12 protein-coding genes and 1 pseudogene are annotated in these 16,868 nt (G+C 66.5%); 7 read left to right on the top strand and 6 right to left on the bottom strand.

Going from position 1 to position 16,868, the window contains the following annotated elements; genetic code table 11:
• Positions 1–239 precede the first annotated feature (239 nt).
• Together KHN93_RS17785 and KHN93_RS17780 are read left to right on the top strand one after the other, a co-directional pair.
• Positions 240–2,456, top strand: a pseudogene (locus KHN93_RS17785) (TonB-dependent siderophore receptor).
• A 95-nt stretch (positions 2,457–2,551) separates the two neighbouring features.
• Positions 2,552–3,457, top strand: a complete 906-nt coding sequence (locus KHN93_RS17780; RefSeq protein WP_127158854.1) for an alpha/beta hydrolase — start codon at positions 2,552–2,554, stop codon at positions 3,455–3,457.
• 107 nt (positions 3,458–3,564) lie between these two features.
• Here the strand turns inward: KHN93_RS17780 and KHN93_RS17775 are convergent, their stop codons facing one another.
• Both KHN93_RS17775 and KHN93_RS17770 read right to left on the bottom strand, forming a co-directional pair.
• Positions 3,565–3,957, bottom strand: coding sequence for a TfoX/Sxy family protein (locus tag KHN93_RS17775; protein WP_104589375.1), 393 nt, complete (start codon positions 3,955–3,957; stop codon positions 3,565–3,567).
• Positions 3,954–4,436 carry a GAF domain-containing protein gene (locus KHN93_RS17770; protein WP_054592358.1) on the bottom strand — a complete coding sequence of 161 codons (483 nt, stop codon included), beginning with the start codon at positions 4,434–4,436 and terminating at the stop codon, positions 3,954–3,956. Before KHN93_RS17770 ends, KHN93_RS17775 begins: the two co-directional genes overlap by 4 nt.
• A gap of 116 nt (positions 4,437–4,552) precedes the next feature.
• Between KHN93_RS17770 and bioD the strand changes: the two genes are divergently transcribed.
• Positions 4,553–5,227, top strand: a complete 675-nt coding sequence (gene bioD / locus KHN93_RS17765) for a dethiobiotin synthase (protein ID WP_104599972.1) — start codon at positions 4,553–4,555, stop codon at positions 5,225–5,227.
• 257 nt (positions 5,228–5,484) lie between these two features.
• Here bioD and KHN93_RS17760 read toward each other — a convergent pair whose 3' ends face one another.
• Both KHN93_RS17760 and queD read right to left on the bottom strand, forming a co-directional pair.
• Positions 5,485–5,847 (bottom strand): phasin family protein, encoded by a 363-nt coding sequence (locus KHN93_RS17760; RefSeq protein WP_039518815.1) that lies wholly within the window; start codon positions 5,845–5,847, stop codon positions 5,485–5,487.
• A gap of 192 nt (positions 5,848–6,039) precedes the next feature.
• On the bottom strand, positions 6,040–6,393 hold the full coding sequence (gene queD / locus KHN93_RS17755; RefSeq protein WP_024938374.1) for a 6-carboxytetrahydropterin synthase QueD: 354 nt from the start codon (positions 6,391–6,393) through the stop codon (positions 6,040–6,042).
• A 283-nt stretch (positions 6,394–6,676) separates the two neighbouring features.
• On the opposite strand from queD, the gene KHN93_RS17750 reads away from it, so the two are divergent.
• Positions 6,677–9,298 carry a TonB-dependent receptor plug domain-containing protein gene (locus KHN93_RS17750; protein WP_206515361.1) on the top strand — a complete coding sequence of 874 codons (2,622 nt, stop codon included), beginning with the start codon at positions 6,677–6,679 and terminating at the stop codon, positions 9,296–9,298.
• A 107-nt stretch (positions 9,299–9,405) separates the two neighbouring features.
• On the top strand, positions 9,406–11,691 hold the full coding sequence (locus tag KHN93_RS17745; RefSeq protein WP_211920940.1) for a transferrin receptor-like dimerization domain-containing protein: 2,286 nt from the start codon (positions 9,406–9,408) through the stop codon (positions 11,689–11,691).
• 223 nt (positions 11,692–11,914) lie between these two features.
• Here KHN93_RS17745 and KHN93_RS17740 read toward each other — a convergent pair whose 3' ends face one another.
• Complete coding sequence (locus tag KHN93_RS17740; RefSeq protein WP_024938371.1) at positions 11,915–13,303, bottom strand: DEAD/DEAH box helicase; 1,389 nt, start codon at positions 13,301–13,303, stop codon at positions 11,915–11,917.
• Between the two features lie 308 nt (positions 13,304–13,611).
• Between KHN93_RS17740 and KHN93_RS17735 the strand changes: the two genes are divergently transcribed.
• Complete coding sequence (locus tag KHN93_RS17735) at positions 13,612–14,670, top strand: fumarylacetoacetate hydrolase family protein (RefSeq protein ID WP_184231353.1); 1,059 nt, start codon at positions 13,612–13,614, stop codon at positions 14,668–14,670.
• A 43-nt stretch (positions 14,671–14,713) separates the two neighbouring features.
• Positions 14,714–15,379 carry a maleylacetoacetate isomerase gene (maiA, locus tag KHN93_RS17730; protein WP_211920937.1) on the top strand — a complete coding sequence of 222 codons (666 nt, stop codon included), beginning with the start codon at positions 14,714–14,716 and terminating at the stop codon, positions 15,377–15,379.
• A 281-nt stretch (positions 15,380–15,660) separates the two neighbouring features.
• On the opposite strand, the gene KHN93_RS17725 is transcribed toward maiA, so the two are convergent.
• Positions 15,661–16,794: a PilT/PilU family type 4a pilus ATPase gene (locus tag KHN93_RS17725; protein WP_016900968.1), complete on the bottom strand. Its 1,134-nt coding sequence runs from the start codon at positions 16,792–16,794 to the stop codon at positions 15,661–15,663.
• Positions 16,795–16,868: the final 74 nt, after the last annotated feature.

The following is a 16,868-nucleotide window of genomic DNA, read 5'->3' as shown; positions in this document are numbered from 1 at the left end:
ATGCCTGCGTGCGGCCATGCCAGCGCAGCGTTCCGATTTGAGAATGAATCGCATTTGTGTAGAATACGCGGACAAGTTTGACTGCGTCAGCGCCGCGCACGCGCGTCGGGCGCGGCGCTGCATGCATCACCCCACCGTGTCACCTCAAGCCGTCGCCAGAGGTCCATCTCCTGTCGAGAGGTTTGAGAATGTCCGCATCACGCCGGTCATGGATGTCTGCGCCTGCACGTCGTCCCGTGTTGTCCCACCGTCAGATGGTGCTGGCCATTGCTCTCGGTTGCGGCAGCTGCATCTGCAGCGCATCCGCCGAAGAGGTTGCAGCCGAGCCGCAGTCGCTGGACACCGTGCACGTCACCGCCGCGCAGATCGCACGGCAAGCGTTGGGCTCATCGGTGATCACCGCCGAAGACATCGAGAGGCGTCCGCCGGTAAACGATCTGTCGCAGTTGCTGCGCACCATGCCGGGCGTCAACCTCACCGGCAACAGCGCCTCCGGCCAGTACGGCAATAACCGCCAGATCGATCTGCGCGGCATGGGCCCGGAAAACACGCTGATCCTGGTCGACGGTAAGCCGGTGGGATCGCGCGATGCGGTGCGCATGGGCCGCAGCGGCGAGCGCAATACGCGCGGCGACACCAACTGGGTACCGGCCGAAGCGGTGGAGCGTATCGAAGTGCTGCGCGGCCCGGCCGCGGCACGTTACGGCTCCGGTGCCTCCGGCGGTGTGGTCAACATCATCACCAAGAAGCCCACCGGCGATCTGACCGGCTCGATGACGGTGTTCGGCCTGGTGCCGCAGCACAGTGCCGAAGGCGGTGGCCAGCGTGCCGGCTTCCAGCTCAGCGGGCCGCTGAGCGACACGTTCTCGTTCCGCCTCTACGGCAATCTCAATAAAACCGATCCGGATTCGCTGGAACTCAATCGCCGCTTTGCCAGCAGTGCCGCCGCGGTGCCGCCGGCCGGGCGCGAGGGCGTGCGCAACAAGGACATCAATGGCCTGCTGCGCTGGGATCCGATGGAAGGCCAGGTGATCGAACTCGATGCCGGCTTCAGCCGCCAGGGCAATCTGTACGCCGGTGATCGTGCGGTCAGCGCCGATGGCCTGGCCGGTGCCGATCTGGGCGCTCTGTTCGGCAGCGAAACCAACACCATGATCCGCCGCACCGCCTCGCTGACCCATCGCGGCACCTGGGCGCTCGGCACCTCGCGCCTCACCGCCGCCTATGAAGGCACCGACAATACCCGCCTTAACGAAGGCCTGGCCGGCGGCCCGGAAGGCTCCATTGCCGCCAGCCTGCTCAATTCCACCGCCACGCTCGACAATCTCAACATCGACGGCGAGTTCAACATGCCGTTGCAGGCCTGGGCCGAGCAGGTACTGACGCTGGGCTTCGAGCGCCGCCAGAGTCGCCTCAGCGATGCGTATTCGATGTCGCAGACGGTGAGCGCCGGCGGCGGCTTTCCCGGCCTTGCCAACGGCACGCGCAGCCCGCGCAGCGAGGCCACGCTCAGTGCGGTGTATCTGGAAGACAACATCTACGCCAGCGAGCGGCTGACGCTGACGCCAGGTGTGCGGCTGGATCACCACAGCCAGTTTGGCAACAACCTCAGCCCCAGCCTCAACGTGCAGTACAAACTCAGCGACGACTGGTTGCTCAAGGGCGGCATCGCGCGCGCCTTCAAGGCGCCCAACCTGTACCAGTCCAACGCCAATTATCTGTATTACACACGTGGCAATGGCTGCCCGGTGCTGTTCCCCAATCTTGGCTCGGGCTGCTATATCCAGGGCAACGACAACCTCGATCCGGAGACCAGCATCAACAAGGAGATCGGCATCGAGTGGGCACCGCAAACCGGTCACCATGCCTCGTTGACGTACTTCCACAACGCCTACGACAACAAGATCGTCGCCGGTATGACGCCGGTCGGTGTCACCGTCGACCGGCGCGGGCAGGTGTTCCAGTGAACCAACGCATCGGAAGCGATCGTGCAGGGCGTGGAAGGCAATCTCACGTTGCCGCTGCTGGGCGAGCAGGGCCGCGAGCTGAAGTGGAACACCAATGTCACCTACATGATCGAGAACAAGAACACCGCGACCGATCAGCCGCTGTCGGTGATCCCCGAATACACCGTCAACACCACGCTGGATTGGCAGCCGACCCAGGCCTTGTCGCTGCTGCTCACCGGGACCTTCTACGGCAAGCAGGAGTCGGCCACGCAATCGAGCACCAGTGGCGGCGCCATCGCGCCCGACTCGCGCGACCCCTATGACCTGTGGGGCGTCAGTGCGCGTTACCGGATCACCCGCAAGGTCAGCGTGGGCGTCGGTGTGGACAATCTGTTCGACACCCGTCTGTTCCGCGAAGGCACCAATAACACCGGCGGCGCGGCGGGTGCAGCCACCTACAACGAACCCGGTCGCGCGTTTTGGGCGAGCCTGAGTTTCGGTTTCTGACAGCGATGCGGCGCCGCGCGCGAACGTGCGCGCCGCAACAGGAGAGTGCAATGACCCGACAGCATCGTTGGCGGCTTGCGTGTGCCGCTGCGCTGATGTGGATCGCCGGCGCTGTGCCGGCGTTCGCACAGCCGGACCTGAGCCGCACGATCGGCAGCACCGTCGCCGATCGTCCCAGTGCCTCGTATGTGTTCAGCGCGTTGCGCCTGGATTCGGCCGATGGCCAGCGCCATTACCGCGTGCGCATCGCCACCCCCAAAGCTGCGCCGCCGGCTGCGGGACATCCGGTGGTGTATCTGCTGGATGGCAATGCCGCGCTGATGGAGCTGGATGAGCGCCTGCTCGACAGCCTGACCACCCACGGCGATGCGCCGGTGCTGGTGTTCATCGCCGACGACAGCGCATTGCGCATCGATGCGGTGGGGCGCAGCCTGGACTACACGCCTGCGCGCTACAGCGACGGGCGGGTGGAAACCGATCCGCTCGACCCGCAGCGCAGAACCGGCGGTGCGGCGGCGTTCGCGCAGCTGATCGCAACACGCATTCGCCCGCAGGTGGAAGCGCGCGTGGCGGTGGACCGTCAGCGGCAGACGCTGTGGGGCCATTCGTATGGTGGATTGTTCGTGCTGCAGGTGTTGCTGACGCAGCCGCAGCTGTTCCAGCACTACGTCGCGGTCGACCCGTCGCTGTGGTGGGGCGATGGGTTTATCGTCCAGCAGGCGCAGCGTGTGGTCGACCACGCACGGGAGGCAGGCACGCAGCCATCCAGGCGTCGGCTGACGCTGATGGCAGGCGAGGGCGGACCACCAGCGAACAATGCAAAACCGGATCGTCCGGGGCGGCCGCGCGCAGATCCACAGGCCGCACAACGTCTCGTTGCGCTGCTGTCGTCGTTACCCGGCCTCACCGCCGACTATCAACCGCTGCCAGGCCTCAGCCATGGCCAGACGTTGGGCGCATCGCTTGCGCCAACGTTGCGGGATGCAGCGACGCGTCGATGACATCCCATCAAGCAGGCGTTCGAGGAGAACCCGCTCGACAAGCACGCTGCTGCGGATCGCAGTGTTGATGCCGCACGCATGCAGCGGTGACACCTCGGTGTAGACCCTCAGTCGTCGCGCGTGTCACTCAAGTCCGCAGTGTCGTCGTCTGCTTCGCCCATCTCACCGTGCGTATCGTCGTTGTCGGCGCGTGCGTAGTGCACGGTTTCCACCGGCCCACCGACCGCGCGGCCGCGCACCGGCAACAGCGCACTGGCCGCCTCGTATTCGGCCAGCAAGGCATGTCGGCGCGCTTCCGGCACGTCCTGCCAATGGCAGTCGGTCAACGCGCCTTCCAGCGAATACAGCAGGTTGAGGCTGGGCTTGAAGCCGGCGCGGCGCACTTTGACGAATGCGCCCACCGCGCCCACCGCCTGCAGATCCTGCTGCGTGCGCAGGCCGACCTGGCGCAGCCACGCCGCACTTTTCGGGCCGATGTTGCGCAGCCGTTCGGTGGTCACGTCAGCGCGCCGACAAAGACCTGGGCAATGGCTTCCAGGCCGCGCTGATCGTCGGCGTCGAAGCGATCCAGCTCCGGGCTGTCCAGATCCAGCACGCCGATCAGCGCATCGCCCCTGACCAGCGGAATCACCAGCTCCGAGCGCGAGGCCGAATCGCAGGCGATATGCCCGGGGAAGGCATCCACGTCGGCAATGCGCTGACTCTGCCGGGTACTGGCAGCCGCGCCGCACACGCCCTTGTCCAGCGGAATGCGCACGCAGGCCGGCAAGCCCTGGAACGGCCCCACCACCAGCTCGCGGCCGTCGTAGAAATAGAAGCCGGCCCAGTTGAGCGACGGCAACGCATTGAAGATCAGTGCGGCCAGGTTGGCGGCATTGGCGATCCGGTCCGGCTCGCCATGCACCAGGGCCTGGGCCTGGGCGGTGAGCTGGGCGTATTGTTCCGGCTTGCTGCCGGTCAGCGAAGAGGTTGCGAACATGGCCGAAGTTTAGCAGCGGCCATCCGCAGCGGCATTGCGACTCAGCCGCGCGTTCGGATCCGCACGCTATGCTGCGCGCCCCACGGCAACCGCGGCGCGGCCGCAGGAACACACGCATGCAGTTTCCGGCGTTGTATGTCACCGGCACCGACACCGGCATCGGCAAGACCATGGCCAGCACCGCGCTGCTGCACGCACTGCGCAGACAGGGCCACACGGCGGTCGGCATGAAGCCGGTGGCCAGCGGTTGCGAGCACACGCCGCAGGGCTGGCGCAACGAGGACGCGCTGGCGCTGCAGGCCGCCAGCGCCCCGCAACCCGACTACGCCACCCTCAATCCCTATGCCTTGCCGGCACCGCTGGCGCCGGAACTGGCCGCCGCCGATGTCGGCGTGACCCTGTCGCTGGAACCGATCGCCCAGGCTTTCGCGCAATTGCGCGCGCAGGCCGAGGTGGTGGTGGTGGAAGGCGTCGGCGGCTGGGCCGCGCCCTTGAGCGCCGATCTGGACCAGGCCGATCTGGTACGTGCGCTCAAGCTGCCCGTGGTGCTGGTGGTCGGCATCCGGCTGGGCTGCATCAACCACGCGCGCCTGAGCGCTGCGGCGATCGCTGCCGACGGGCTGGACTGCATCGGCTGGATCGCCAACGAGGTCGACCCGCAGATGGAGCGCATCGAGGAGAACATCGGCATGCTGCGCCAGCGCCTGGCGATGCCGTGCTGGGGCCGCATCGCCTGGCGGCCGGGCGCCGATGCCGCGGCGCAGTCGCTGGGGCTGCACGTGCCGGTCTGAGTGACGTTGGCGGTCTGGCGGCCGCGTCACTGCGACGCGGATCGCCAGATGCCGTCCCAGCCTTGCGCGCCGCCGGGGACTCGCCCTGCGTCCCGGCGTTTCCAGTGCACCTGCGCCGCGCCGTGATACCACCTGGTCAAATCGGTAGCACGCGCAATGCGCAGACAATAAAAAAGCCCGACAGAGGGAGGGATCTGTCGGGCCGGATTGCATGGGGGGAGGGACCCATGCAAAGACGCTGAATTTTTTGTTGGCGCTTACGTGCGCCGGGTCTTGCCTTTGGCGGCCTGCTCGCTGTTGGCCTCGAACTGCTGCTTGGCCAGTTGGCCGAGCGCATCGGATGCCTTCAATCCCAGTCCAACCACTTCCTGATTCACCGAAGCCAGCCGTTCCAGGTTGTCGCGGGCCAGTTGCAGCCCCTTCGGCCAGAGCGTCTGGTAGGCGCCAAGGTCGCGGGCCTGGGCAAACTCACCGAAGAAGCTGGTGGTCGCACTGACGTTGCGTTCGAGCGTCTTCAGCTGCAGGCCAAACGCGTTTTCCGCGTGTTCCATCGCCAACTGGTTGGCGCGTGCCGCTGCAGAAGCAAAGCTGTTGAAGCCGTTTTCGAACTGCGCCGACATTGCGAACCCCTTGGGGAAGGCTGTGACCGTTGTTGCGTTGCAGCATACGCGGATATTGCTGCGATGCAACACGTTTGCTGAAAATTTCCGAAATCGCCTGCTAAGCGTTTTGAAATCAATCCATTATCCGTGCCGTAGAAACGGCAAGACCGCCCTGGAGGCGGCCTTGCGTCACACCACTGCGCTGCGCGATCAGCCGCGATAGCGGCAGCCGGAGGTGCAGGTTTCATGCACCACGATCTCGCTCAGCTGCGGCAGCGCCGGCTTGAGCTGGTCCCAGATCCAGATCGCCAGCCGCTCGCTGGTCGGGTTTTCCAGCCCCTCGATGTCGTTGAGGTAGTGGTGGTCCAGGCGGTCGTAGATCGGCTGGAAGGCGGCCTTGATGTCGCCGAAATCCATGATCCAGCCGGTCTCGGCACCGGGTTCGCCGCTGACATGCAGCTCGACCCGGAACGAATGCCCGTGCAGGCGGGCGCACTTGTGGCCGGGCGGCACATTGGGAAGCCGGTGCGCGGCTTCGAGCGTAAAGACTTTGAAGATATCCATGCGCGCCATTGTAAGTGCGCCGGTGCCTGCCGGGCTGACCCGATCGCGGCGACACAGCCGTATCTGCGCCCTGGCGTGGCATCCGCAACGCGGGGTGGTCGCGTTGCGCCGGAGCGCCGCGCCCGGTCGCCCGCACAAAGTGCGATGCGCGCTCTACCGCGTCCGGCCAGCGGCGTGTGTCACGGCGCGTCATATCTCTATGCAGATCTGTAATTTTTGTTAATCGATTGCGCATGGCCCACTGCAAAACCCCCATTCATGGATGCCGTGCGTGAAGCGCCCGATGCCTTATCTGCTGTCTGCTGCCGTTCTGTCGGCGCTGATTCCCCTTGCTCATGCCGACGACGCGACACCCGACACGGGCAAGACCCTGGCCACCGTCAGCGTCACCGGCTCCAATATCAAGCGCACCGACAGCGAAGGCCCGAACCCGGTGCAGGTGATCGACCGCCAGCAGCTGGAGCAGTCCGGCAAGGTCACCGTGGCCGACGCGCTGCGCTCGATCTCGGCCAACACCGGCAACGCCACCAACGAAACCACCAACAACGGCTGGGCGTCCGGCTCGGCGGGCATCGGCCTGCGCGGGCTGTCGCAGAAGAACACCCTGGTGCTGCTCAACGGACGCCGCCTGGCCAACTACGGCTTTCCCGCCAATGGGCTGGGCGACACCTTCGTCAACCTCAATGCACTGCCGCTGGTGGCGGTGGAACGCATCGAAGTGCTCAAGGACGGTGCCTCTGCCGTGTACGGCTCCGACGCGGTGGCCGGGGTTGTCAACATCATCACCCGCCAGGATTTCCAGGGCGCCGAGCTGGGTCTGAGTGGCGGCACCTCCGATCAGGGCGGCATGGATACCCAGCGCGCCAAGTTCATCGGCGGCATCGGCGATCTTGACCGCGACGGTTACAACATCCTTTTCAGTTTCGACGCCTATAACCGCGACCGGCTGGATCAGGACCAGCGCGCGCTGACTCGCTCGGGCATCTACACCGACCTGCCCGGCGGGCGCTGGAACGGCTGGTCGGCCAAGGGCGCGCGCTATCTGGTCGGCGGCCGCTCGGTGCCGATGCTGGATGCGCAAGGCAACTGCCCCGCCGGCACCGTGCTGACCGCCAGCGCGCCGATCGACGGCCTGGCCGGCGACACCTGCGGCTTCAACCAGGCCCCGTTCACCACGCTGATTCCCTCGACCAAGCGCTATCAGGCCTACACCAACGCCACCTTCCGGCTCAGCGACAATGTCGAAGCGTTCGGCGAGGCGCTCTACAGCGAGGTCAAGGGCGTGTCGATCTTCGGCTCCAGCCCGTACTTCACCCTGGAAGGCGGCCGCTTCGCCTTGAACGCCAGCAGCGGGCTGGCCGAGCCGGTGTCCAACCTGTTGCCGGCCTCCAGCCCGTACAACCCGTACGGCACCTCGGTGCCGATCGAATACACCTTCTTCGACCTGGGCCAGACAGTCAAAACCAATCGCTCGCAGTCCTACCGCTTTCTCGGCGGCGTGCGCGGCAAGACCGAACGCTGGGATTGGGAGGCGGCTGCGTTCGCCGCACGCAGCACCGAGCACGAAACCGTGTCCGGTGGTTTCGCCAACCGCTTCACGCTGGCGCAGGCGCTGGCTGACGGCAGCTACAACCTGCTCGACCCGTCCGCCACGCCGCAGTCGGTGATCGACGGCATCAACCTCAGCACGCTGCGCCCGGCGCAATCGACGCTGCGCGGCGTCGACGCCAAGGTGTCCGGCAACCTGTTCGAGCTGCCGGCCGGCAGCGTCGGGTTCGCCGCCGGCGCCGAGTGGCGGCAGGAGGAGCTGGTCTCGCGCAATCCCTGGCAGATCGACCAGGGCCTGCAGATCCGCCCCGCGATTGCCGCGGTGGATGGCGAGCGCAGGGTGTCGGCGCTGTATGCCGAGGTCAACCTGCCGCTGCTGCAATCGCTGGAACTGCAGCTGGCCGGGCGCGGCGATCACTACAGCGATTTCGGCGAGGCGTTTTCGCCCAAGGCCAGCCTGCGCTGGCAGCCGCTGGACGCCGTGCTGGTACGCGCGGCCGCCTCGCGCGGATTTCGCGCACCGTCGTTGTCGGAGAATGCGGCCAGCACCAATATCTCCTACGGCTCGGTGGTCGACCCGTTCGATCCGGACGTGCCGGGCTCGCGCCAGAACCCGACTTTCTTCACCGTCGGCAACACCGCGCTCGAACCCGAGCGCACGCGCAGCTACAACCTGGGCGTGGTGCTGTCGCCGTGGGCCGACACCAGCCTGAGCGTGGACTGGTACAAGATCGAACTGGAGAATCTGGTCGGCACCGGCAACAACGCCACCATCGTGCAGAACAACGACCCGGCCGACGTGATCCGCAACGAGCGCGGCACGTTGGTGGCGGTGTACAACCGCTACCAGAATCTCAGCGAGCTGACGACCTCGGGGATCGATGTCGAACTGCGTCAGCGCTGGCGCACCGAGGCGGCCGGCAACTTCGGGCTCAATACCGCCTACACCCATGTGCGCGATTACCGCCGTCCCACCGTGGTCGGTGGCCCGTTGCAGGATTACGCCGGCAGCAATCTCGGCCCGTCGCTGCCACGCAACAAGGCCACCACCACGCTGGACTGGAACCTGGGCACCGTCAGCGCCGCACTGACCTGGTACTACACCGGCGGCTACGACCAGAAGGCCAGCGCCGCGGCCAGTGCCGTGCAGTCGCGCGTGGGCGACTACAACCAGTTCGACCTGTATCTGGGTTACACCGGCATCGACAAGCTCACCCTGTACGCCAAGATCGAGAACCTGGCCGACAAGCAACCGCCGGTCGATGCCTCGTTCCCGGGCATTCGTGCGCCTTACGACTTCACCCAGTACGACCTGCGCGGGCGTTATTTCACCGTGGGCCTGGACTATCGATTCTGACCGGCATACGCACGGCCCATGCACGCCCGTGCGATGGTGCGTGCGTGCTCCAGCGTGCTGTCTCAACCCGATCGCCGTTCGCCCCCGGACACTCTCAAGGAACCCCTATGACATCTTCGCAGCATGCCTGGCTGCTCGCCCTGGCCTTTGTCGCACCTTGCCTCGCTGCCCAGCCTGCGGCCCAACCCGCCGCGCTTCCGGGTTATGACGCCGCTGCCGCACAGGCGCAGCGCGCGCTGGAAGCGCGTTTCGATAGCGGCCTGAAAGACGCCGATTATCGCGGCTGGTTGAAGCAATGGGCGTCGGCGCCCAATCACGTTGGCTCGCCGCACAACCTGGAAAACGCCCGCGATCTGCAATACCGCCTGCGCGGCTACGGGTGGGATGCGCGCATCGAAACCTTCCAGGTGCTGTGGCCCTCGCCCAGGAGCTCGCAGCTGGAATTGCTCGGGGCCAAGCCGTATGTCGCGCGTCTGAAGGAGCCGCCGCTGCCGGGCGACAGCACCTCCACCCAGACCGAGAACGTGCTGCCGCCGTATGTGATCTACGGCGGCAACGGCGATGTCACCGGCGATCTTGTCTACGTCAATTACGGCATCGCCGAAGACTACGAAGCGCTGGCGCGTAACGGCGTGGATGTGCGCGGCAAGATCGTCATCGCCCGCTACGGCAAGGGCTGGCGTGGGCTCAAGCCGCGGCTGGCGCAGGAGCATGGCGCCATCGGCGCGATCATCTATTCCGATCCGCGCGACGACGGTTATTTTCAGGATCGGGCGTATCCGGATGGCCCGGCGCGCAACCAATGGAGCGTACAACGCGGCTCGGTTGCCAATTTCGCGATCTATCCCGGCGATCCGCTGACCCCGGGCGTCGGCGCCAGCAAGGGCGCCAAACGCCTGAAGATCGACCAGGCCGGCAGCGTGTTGAAGATCCCGACCCTGCCGATCAGTTGGGGCGATGCGCAGCCCTTGCTGGCCGCGCTGGGCGGGCCGGTGGCACCGGAGGACTGGCGTGGCGCGCTGCCGATCACCTACCGCATCGGCGGCGACGACACCGCGCGCGTGCATCTCAAGGTGGATGCGGAGTGGGGCAGCAAGACCATCTACAACGTCATCGCCACCCTGCGTGGCAGCGAGTATCCGGACCAGTGGGTGGTGCGCGGCAATCACCGCGACGGCTGGGTGTTCGGTGCGGCCGATCCGCTCTCGGGTACCACCGCCTTGCTGGCCGAAGCCAAGGCGATCGGCGAGCTGGCCAGGCAGGGGCAGCGCCCCAAGCGCACGCTCGTCTACGCCAGTTGGGACGGCGAGGAGGCCGGCCTGCTCGGCTCCACCGAGTGGGCCGAACAGCACGCCGACGAACTGCGCCGCAAGGCGGTGCTGTACGTCAATACCGACGGCAACGGGCGCGGCTTTCTCAATGCCGGCGGCAGCCATGCGCTGCAACGCCTGGTCAACGGCGTGGCGGCGGATCTGCGCGACCCCGACAGCGGCGTGAGCGTGCTCGAACGGCAACGCGCCCGTGCCCGCATCGACGCGCTGGCGCCCACCGCCAAGCCGGCGCAAAAAGACATTGCCAAGCAGCTCGCGGCCGGCGGCGACGTGCCGCTGAAGGCGCTGGGCTCGGGCAGCGACTACAGCCCGTTCCTGCAGCATCTGGGGCTGACCACGCTGGATCTGGGCTATGGCGGGCAGGGCGGCGGCAGCGGTGTCTATCACTCGCTGTACGACTCCTACGATTACTTCGCGCGCTATATCGACCCGGACTTTAGCTATCTGCCGTTGTTGTCGCAGACGGTCGGCCGCACGGTGCTGCGCGTCGCCAACGCGCCGGTGTTGCCGCAACGCTTCGGCGACTTCGCCGACGCGGTGGCCGGCTACGCGCAGGAGCTCAAGCAGCAGGCCGACAGCGACCGCACTGCCGCCCGCACCCAGGCCGAGTTGTTGCAGGCCGGTGCCTATGCCGCCATCGATAACCCGAATCGGCCGCAACTAGCCCCCGAGCCGAAAGCCGCGGTGCCGCAGATCGACTTTGCCGCACTGGATCAGGCCATTACTCGCCTGCAAACCAGTGCCAGACGCTATGACGATGCGCTGGCATCGCGCGGCGTCGGGTTGGATGCACGTGTGCGCGGCACGCTCAATGCCTCGCTGCAGCGCATCGACCAGACCCTGCTGGCCGAAGGCGGTCTGCCGGGGCGGCCGTGGTACCGGAACCTGATCTACGCGCCCGGCCTGGCCACCGGATACGAGGTCAAGACCTTGCCCGGCATCCGCGAAGCGCTGGAAGACCGGCGCTGGGAGGATCTGAGCGCCTACATCGTGCAGACCGCCGCGGTGCTGGATCGGTATCGCGAGGCGATCGATCGCAATACGGCGTTGATCGAAGGCTAGGCGAGCAACGAACGGTGGTTGCTTGCGCAGCCACCCGTCATTCCTAGGGATCGCTGTATAACTGCGGCCATCTTGGGATGGCACGCACGAGGCTCGGGCGCCATCTCCTTCGCGCTGCATCACGCGTATCGCCTGAACTGCGCCCACAAAAAAGCCGCCCCGAAGGGCGGCTTTTTCTTTCAGTTCAACGCAGACCTGCGCCGGTCGCACCGGCGCACAGGAGTCAGCGCGTACTGCTCGGACGCTGACCGCCACGGCCACCATCGCGACGGCCTGCGCCGGCACCGGCGGCAACACCGGCCTGACGCGGACCGCTGCTGCGCTGGCCGCCCGGCTTCTTCGGGCCGGCATGCGCATGCGCCTGACGCGGTGCATCGCCATGCGGACGACGGGCGTGGCTCTTGCGCGGGGCGCGATCGCCACCCGGCTGCTCGGCACGGCCCGGCGCGCTATTGCCCCAACGGATCGGGGTCTGCGGCTCGTAGCCCGGCACGTCGCGGATTTCCACGTCGCGGCCCAGCATGCGCACGATCTGGCGCAGCAGCTTGGCTTCGTCCTGCGCCACCAGCGAGATCGCCTCGCCGGTGGAACCGTTACGGCCGGTGCGGCCGATGCGGTGCACGTAATCCTCGGCCACCATCGGCAGGTCGTAGTTGATGACCTTGGGCAGCTGGTCGATGTCGATGCCGCGCGCGGCGATATCGGTGGCCACCAGCACGGTCACGCGGCCGGCCTTGAAGTCGCTCAGCGCGCGCATGCGCTGGCCCTGGCTCTTGTTGCCGTGGATCGCCGCGGTCTTGATGCCGGACTTCTCCAGGAACAACGCCAGCTTGTCGCTGCCGTGCTTGGTGCGGGCAAACACCAGGGTCTGCTCGCGGCTGTCCTGCGCCAGCAGGTGCAGCAGCAGGTCGCGCTTGCGCGCGCCATCGACCGGGTGCACGCGGTGGGTGATGCTCTCGGCCACGGTGTTGCTCGGGGTGACCTGGATCTGCATCGGGTTGCGCATGAACTCCAGCGCCAGCTGCTTGATGTTCTCTTCGAACGTTGCCGAGAACAGCAGGGTCTGACGGTCCTGGCGCGGCAGCTTGGTCAGGATGCGCTTGATCGACGGCAGGAAGCCCATGTCGAGCATGCGATCGGCTTCGTCCAGGATCAGCACTTCGATGCCGGACAGGTCCACGCTGCGACGCTCGATATGGTCGATCAGCCGGCCCGGGCAGGCGATCAGCAGGTCCACGCCGCGACGCAGGGTGTCCAACTGGTTGCCCATGCCCACGCCGCCGTAGATCACCGCGCTCGGGATGCGCAGGTACTTGCTGTAGCCGCGCAGGCTGTCGTGCACCTGGGTGGCCAGCTCGCGGGTGGGGGTCAGGATCAGCGCGCGCGGCTTGCGCGGGCCGTTGACCGGCTGCGGTGAGGTGCCCAGGTGCTGCAGCAGCGGCAGGCCGAACGCGGCGGTCTTGCCGGTACCGGTCTGTGCGCCGGCCAGCAGGTCATGCCCTGCCAACACCAGCGGGATGGCCTGCTGCTGGATCGCAGTGGGGGTTTCGTAACCCTGCTCGGCCAATGCGCGCAGCAGGAAGGGCGCCAGGCCCAGGGATTCAAAAGACATCAGGAAGCTCCAAGTAAAGCGTCGCCGCCAGGCCAGGCCCGGAGCGCAAACGCATTGCAGATGCAAAAAAGTGAGGCTCGGAGCGTTCCCGTGAACCGCGCTGCGAGATGGTGGAACAACCCAATCAAGAAGCGATGGGTTTGTCGGCACCACGAAAGGCGTCGGGTGGGGCGGGCGAGCGGATCGATCGATCCTGGCCTCGCCGGCTGTCCCTAAGGGAAACGGACGGCCGCATGCAGACCGGGCCAGTGTACGCGCGTTTGGCGCGCTGCACAAAAGGCGAGTTCATCGGTTGGGCTACGGGTCAGTTGTTTCAGTTGCAACCACTGTTGCGGCAGGCCGTACAATCGACCGATCAGCCACAGCACAGGACGGTCATGAAGCTAGGTTCCCTGAAGGAAGGCGGCCGCGATGGCTGCCTGATCGTGGTCGCGCGCGACCTGCGCACCGCGGTCCGCGCCACCGGCATCGCGCCCACGCTGCAGCGCGCGCTGGAAGACTGGAGCAATGTCGCGCCGCGTCTGAATGCCTTGTCGGCCTCGCTCAACGAGGGCAGCGCCGATGGCGTGTTCGATCTGGATCTGCAGGCGCTGGCCGCACCGTTGCCGCGCGCCTACGAGTTCGTCGACGGCAGCGCCTACCTGCCGCACGTGGAGCGCGTGCGCCGTGCGCGCAATGCCGAGGTGCCGGAAAGCTTCTACACCGACCCGCTGATGTACCAGGCCACCAGCGCCGGGTTCTACGGCCCGCGCGATGCGATCAAGGTGATCAGCGAAGACCACGGCATCGATCTGGAAGCCGAGCTGGTGGTGATCACCGACGATGTGCCGATGGGCGCCTCGCCCGAGCAGGCCGCCGCGCATATCCAGCTGGTCGGCCTGGTCAACGACGTGTCGCTGCGCAACCTGATCCCGGCCGAGCTCGCCAAGGGCTTCGGCTTCGTGCAATCCAAACCGCGCTCGGCGCTGTCGCCGGTGTTCGTCACCGTGGATGAACTGGACGAGGCATGGCGCGACAACAAGGTGCACCTGCCGCTGGTCACCCACGTCAATGGCGCCTGGTTCGGCGCGCCGGAAGCCGGCAACGACATGCAGTTCGACTTCGCCCAGCTGATCGCCCACGCCGCCAGGACGCGGCCGCTTTCGGCCGGCACCATCGTCGGCTCCGGCACCATCGCCAACCAGGACACCACGCTGGGCGCCTCGTGCTTTGCCGAGCAGCGCGTGGTGGAAACCCTGCGCGACGGCACCCCGAGCACGCCGTTCCTGTCCTTCGGCGACGTGGTGCGGATCGAGATGTTCGCTGCCGATGGCGCCAGCATTTTCGGTGCGATCGAACAGCGCGTCGAACGTCAGCCGCTGCCATGACGCCGTCGCAGGCATCTGCACAACACCGTACAAGGGGCACGGCATGAGCGCGCCACTGGAATTGTTCTCGTACTGGCGTTCCAGTGCCGCGTATCGCGTGCGCATCGGCCTGTACCTGAAGGCGCTGGCCTACCTCGCGCATCCGGTGCATCTGGTGCGCGACGGCGGCGAGCAGCATGCACCCGCCTACGCGCAGCTCAACCCGCAGGAACTGGTGCCCACGTTGCGGCATGGCGCGGTGGTGATTCCGCAGTCGCTGGCGATCCTGGAATATCTGGAAGACGCGTTCCCGGACAGCGCGCGGCTGCTGCCCGCCGCGCCGGCCGAGCGCGCCCGCGTGCGCGCCCTGGCGCAGGTGATCGCCTGCGACGTGCATCCGCTCAACAACCTGCGCGTCACCCAGTTTTTCGAGCGCGAATGGCGACGGGATGCCGCGCAGCGCCAGCAATGGACACGGCACTGGATGCAGCGTGGCTTTGCGGCGCTGGAAGCGCAGTTGGCCGGTGACCCGCATGCCGGCACGTTCTGCCACGGCGACACGCCGGGCCTGGCCGATTGCGTGCTGATTCCGCAGCTCTACAACGCGCGCCGTTTCGACGTCGATCTGACGGCGTATCCGATCCTGCAACGTATCGAACAGGCCTGCCTGGCATTGCCGGCATTCGCGGCGGCGCGGCCGGAAATGCAGGCCGACGCGGTGCCGGCCTGATCGGCGGCAGGCCTTTGCCTGGTGCGTGACGCATCCGCGTTGAACTCGCAGCCCGGGCAGGGCAGGTGCCGGTAGCGAGCGGTTGTCGGTTGGCCGGGTGGCGCGCAGCCGGCGCGCGGTCTCCGCGCACTGGGCATCGGCCGCGCTCGGCGGCACTCATGGGTTGATCGGAGCTAGCCGCTGCGCTGTCCCCAACATGCGCACCGCTCGTACACCGGCAACGGACATGCGCACCCGTCGCTCCGGGCAAGTGCGCGGCAACCGCGCGCACCTGCCGACGATCAGATAAAGCCGTGGCTGATCTTCGGTGCCGCTGCCGTTTCGTAATCCGCGTACGGGTCGTGCTCGCCGGAACCGCCCTCGGACAGGCGGAACTTCAGCGCCAGGCCATCGCGCGAGTCGGCCGCGCGCAGCGCTTCCTCCTGCTCGATTTCGCCGGACTTGACCATGCGGAACAGGCATTGGTCGAAGGTCTGCATGCCTTCTTCCAGCGATTCCTCCATCGCCTGCTTGACCTCGTGCACCTGGCCGCGGCGCAGCAGGTCGCGGATCATCGGCGTGTTGAGCAGCACTTCGGTCGCAGGCCGGCGGCGTCCGTCCACACCCTTGACCAGGCGCAACGACACCACGGCGCGCAGGTTCAGCGCCAGGTTCATCAGCACGTTCTTGTGCGCGCTCTCGGGGAAGAAGTTGAGGATGCGCTCGATGGTCTGGTCGGCATTGTTGGAGTGCAGCGTCGCCAGGCACAGGTGGCCGGTCTCGGCGAAGGCGATCGCCGCCTCCATGGTCTCGGCATCCAGGATCTCGCCGATCAGGATCACGTCCGGCGCCTCGCGCATCGCGTTTTTCAGCGCGCTCTGGAAGGCGTGCGTGTCCAGGCCCACCTCGCGCTGGTTCACGATCGACATCTTGTGCTTGTGCAGATATTCGATCGGGTCCTCGATGGTGAGGATGTGCCCGGTAGTGGTGCTGTTGCGGTGGTCGATCATTGAGGCCAGCGAGGTCGACTTGCCTGAGCCGGTCGAGCCGACCACCAGCACCAGCCCGCGCGGGGTCATGATGACGTCCTTGAGCACCTGCGGCAGGTTGAGCTCTTCGATGCTGGGGATCCGGCTGCGGATGGCGCGGATCACCATGCCCACCTCGCCGCGCTGCTTGAACACGTTCACGCGGAAGCGCCCGGCGTCGGACAGGGCAATGGCCATGTTGAGCTCCAGCTCGCGCTCGAACTGCGGTACCTGGCCTTCGTCCATCAATGAATAAGCGATTTTCTTGACCATTCCCGGCGGCAACCCCGTATTGCCGAGCGGGTAGAGCTTGCCTTCGATCTTGATGTACACCGGTGCGCCGGTGGTCAAGAACATGTCCGAGGCATTCTTTTCGGTCATCAGCTTCAGGAAGTAGCCGATATCCATGCGCAATGGTTCCCCAACAAACGGCAGCGTCTCGTTGCAAGTCCGCCGCAGGCTTCCGACAATGGCCGTGCTCG

Origin of the sequence: Xanthomonas arboricola pv. juglandis, assembly GCF_905367715.1 — a bacterium.
Lineage (GTDB): Bacteria > Pseudomonadota > Gammaproteobacteria > Xanthomonadales > Xanthomonadaceae > Xanthomonas > Xanthomonas arboricola.
Note: the sequence above shows the minus strand (reverse complement) of the source record. Positions and strands in the feature narration are given on the sequence as shown.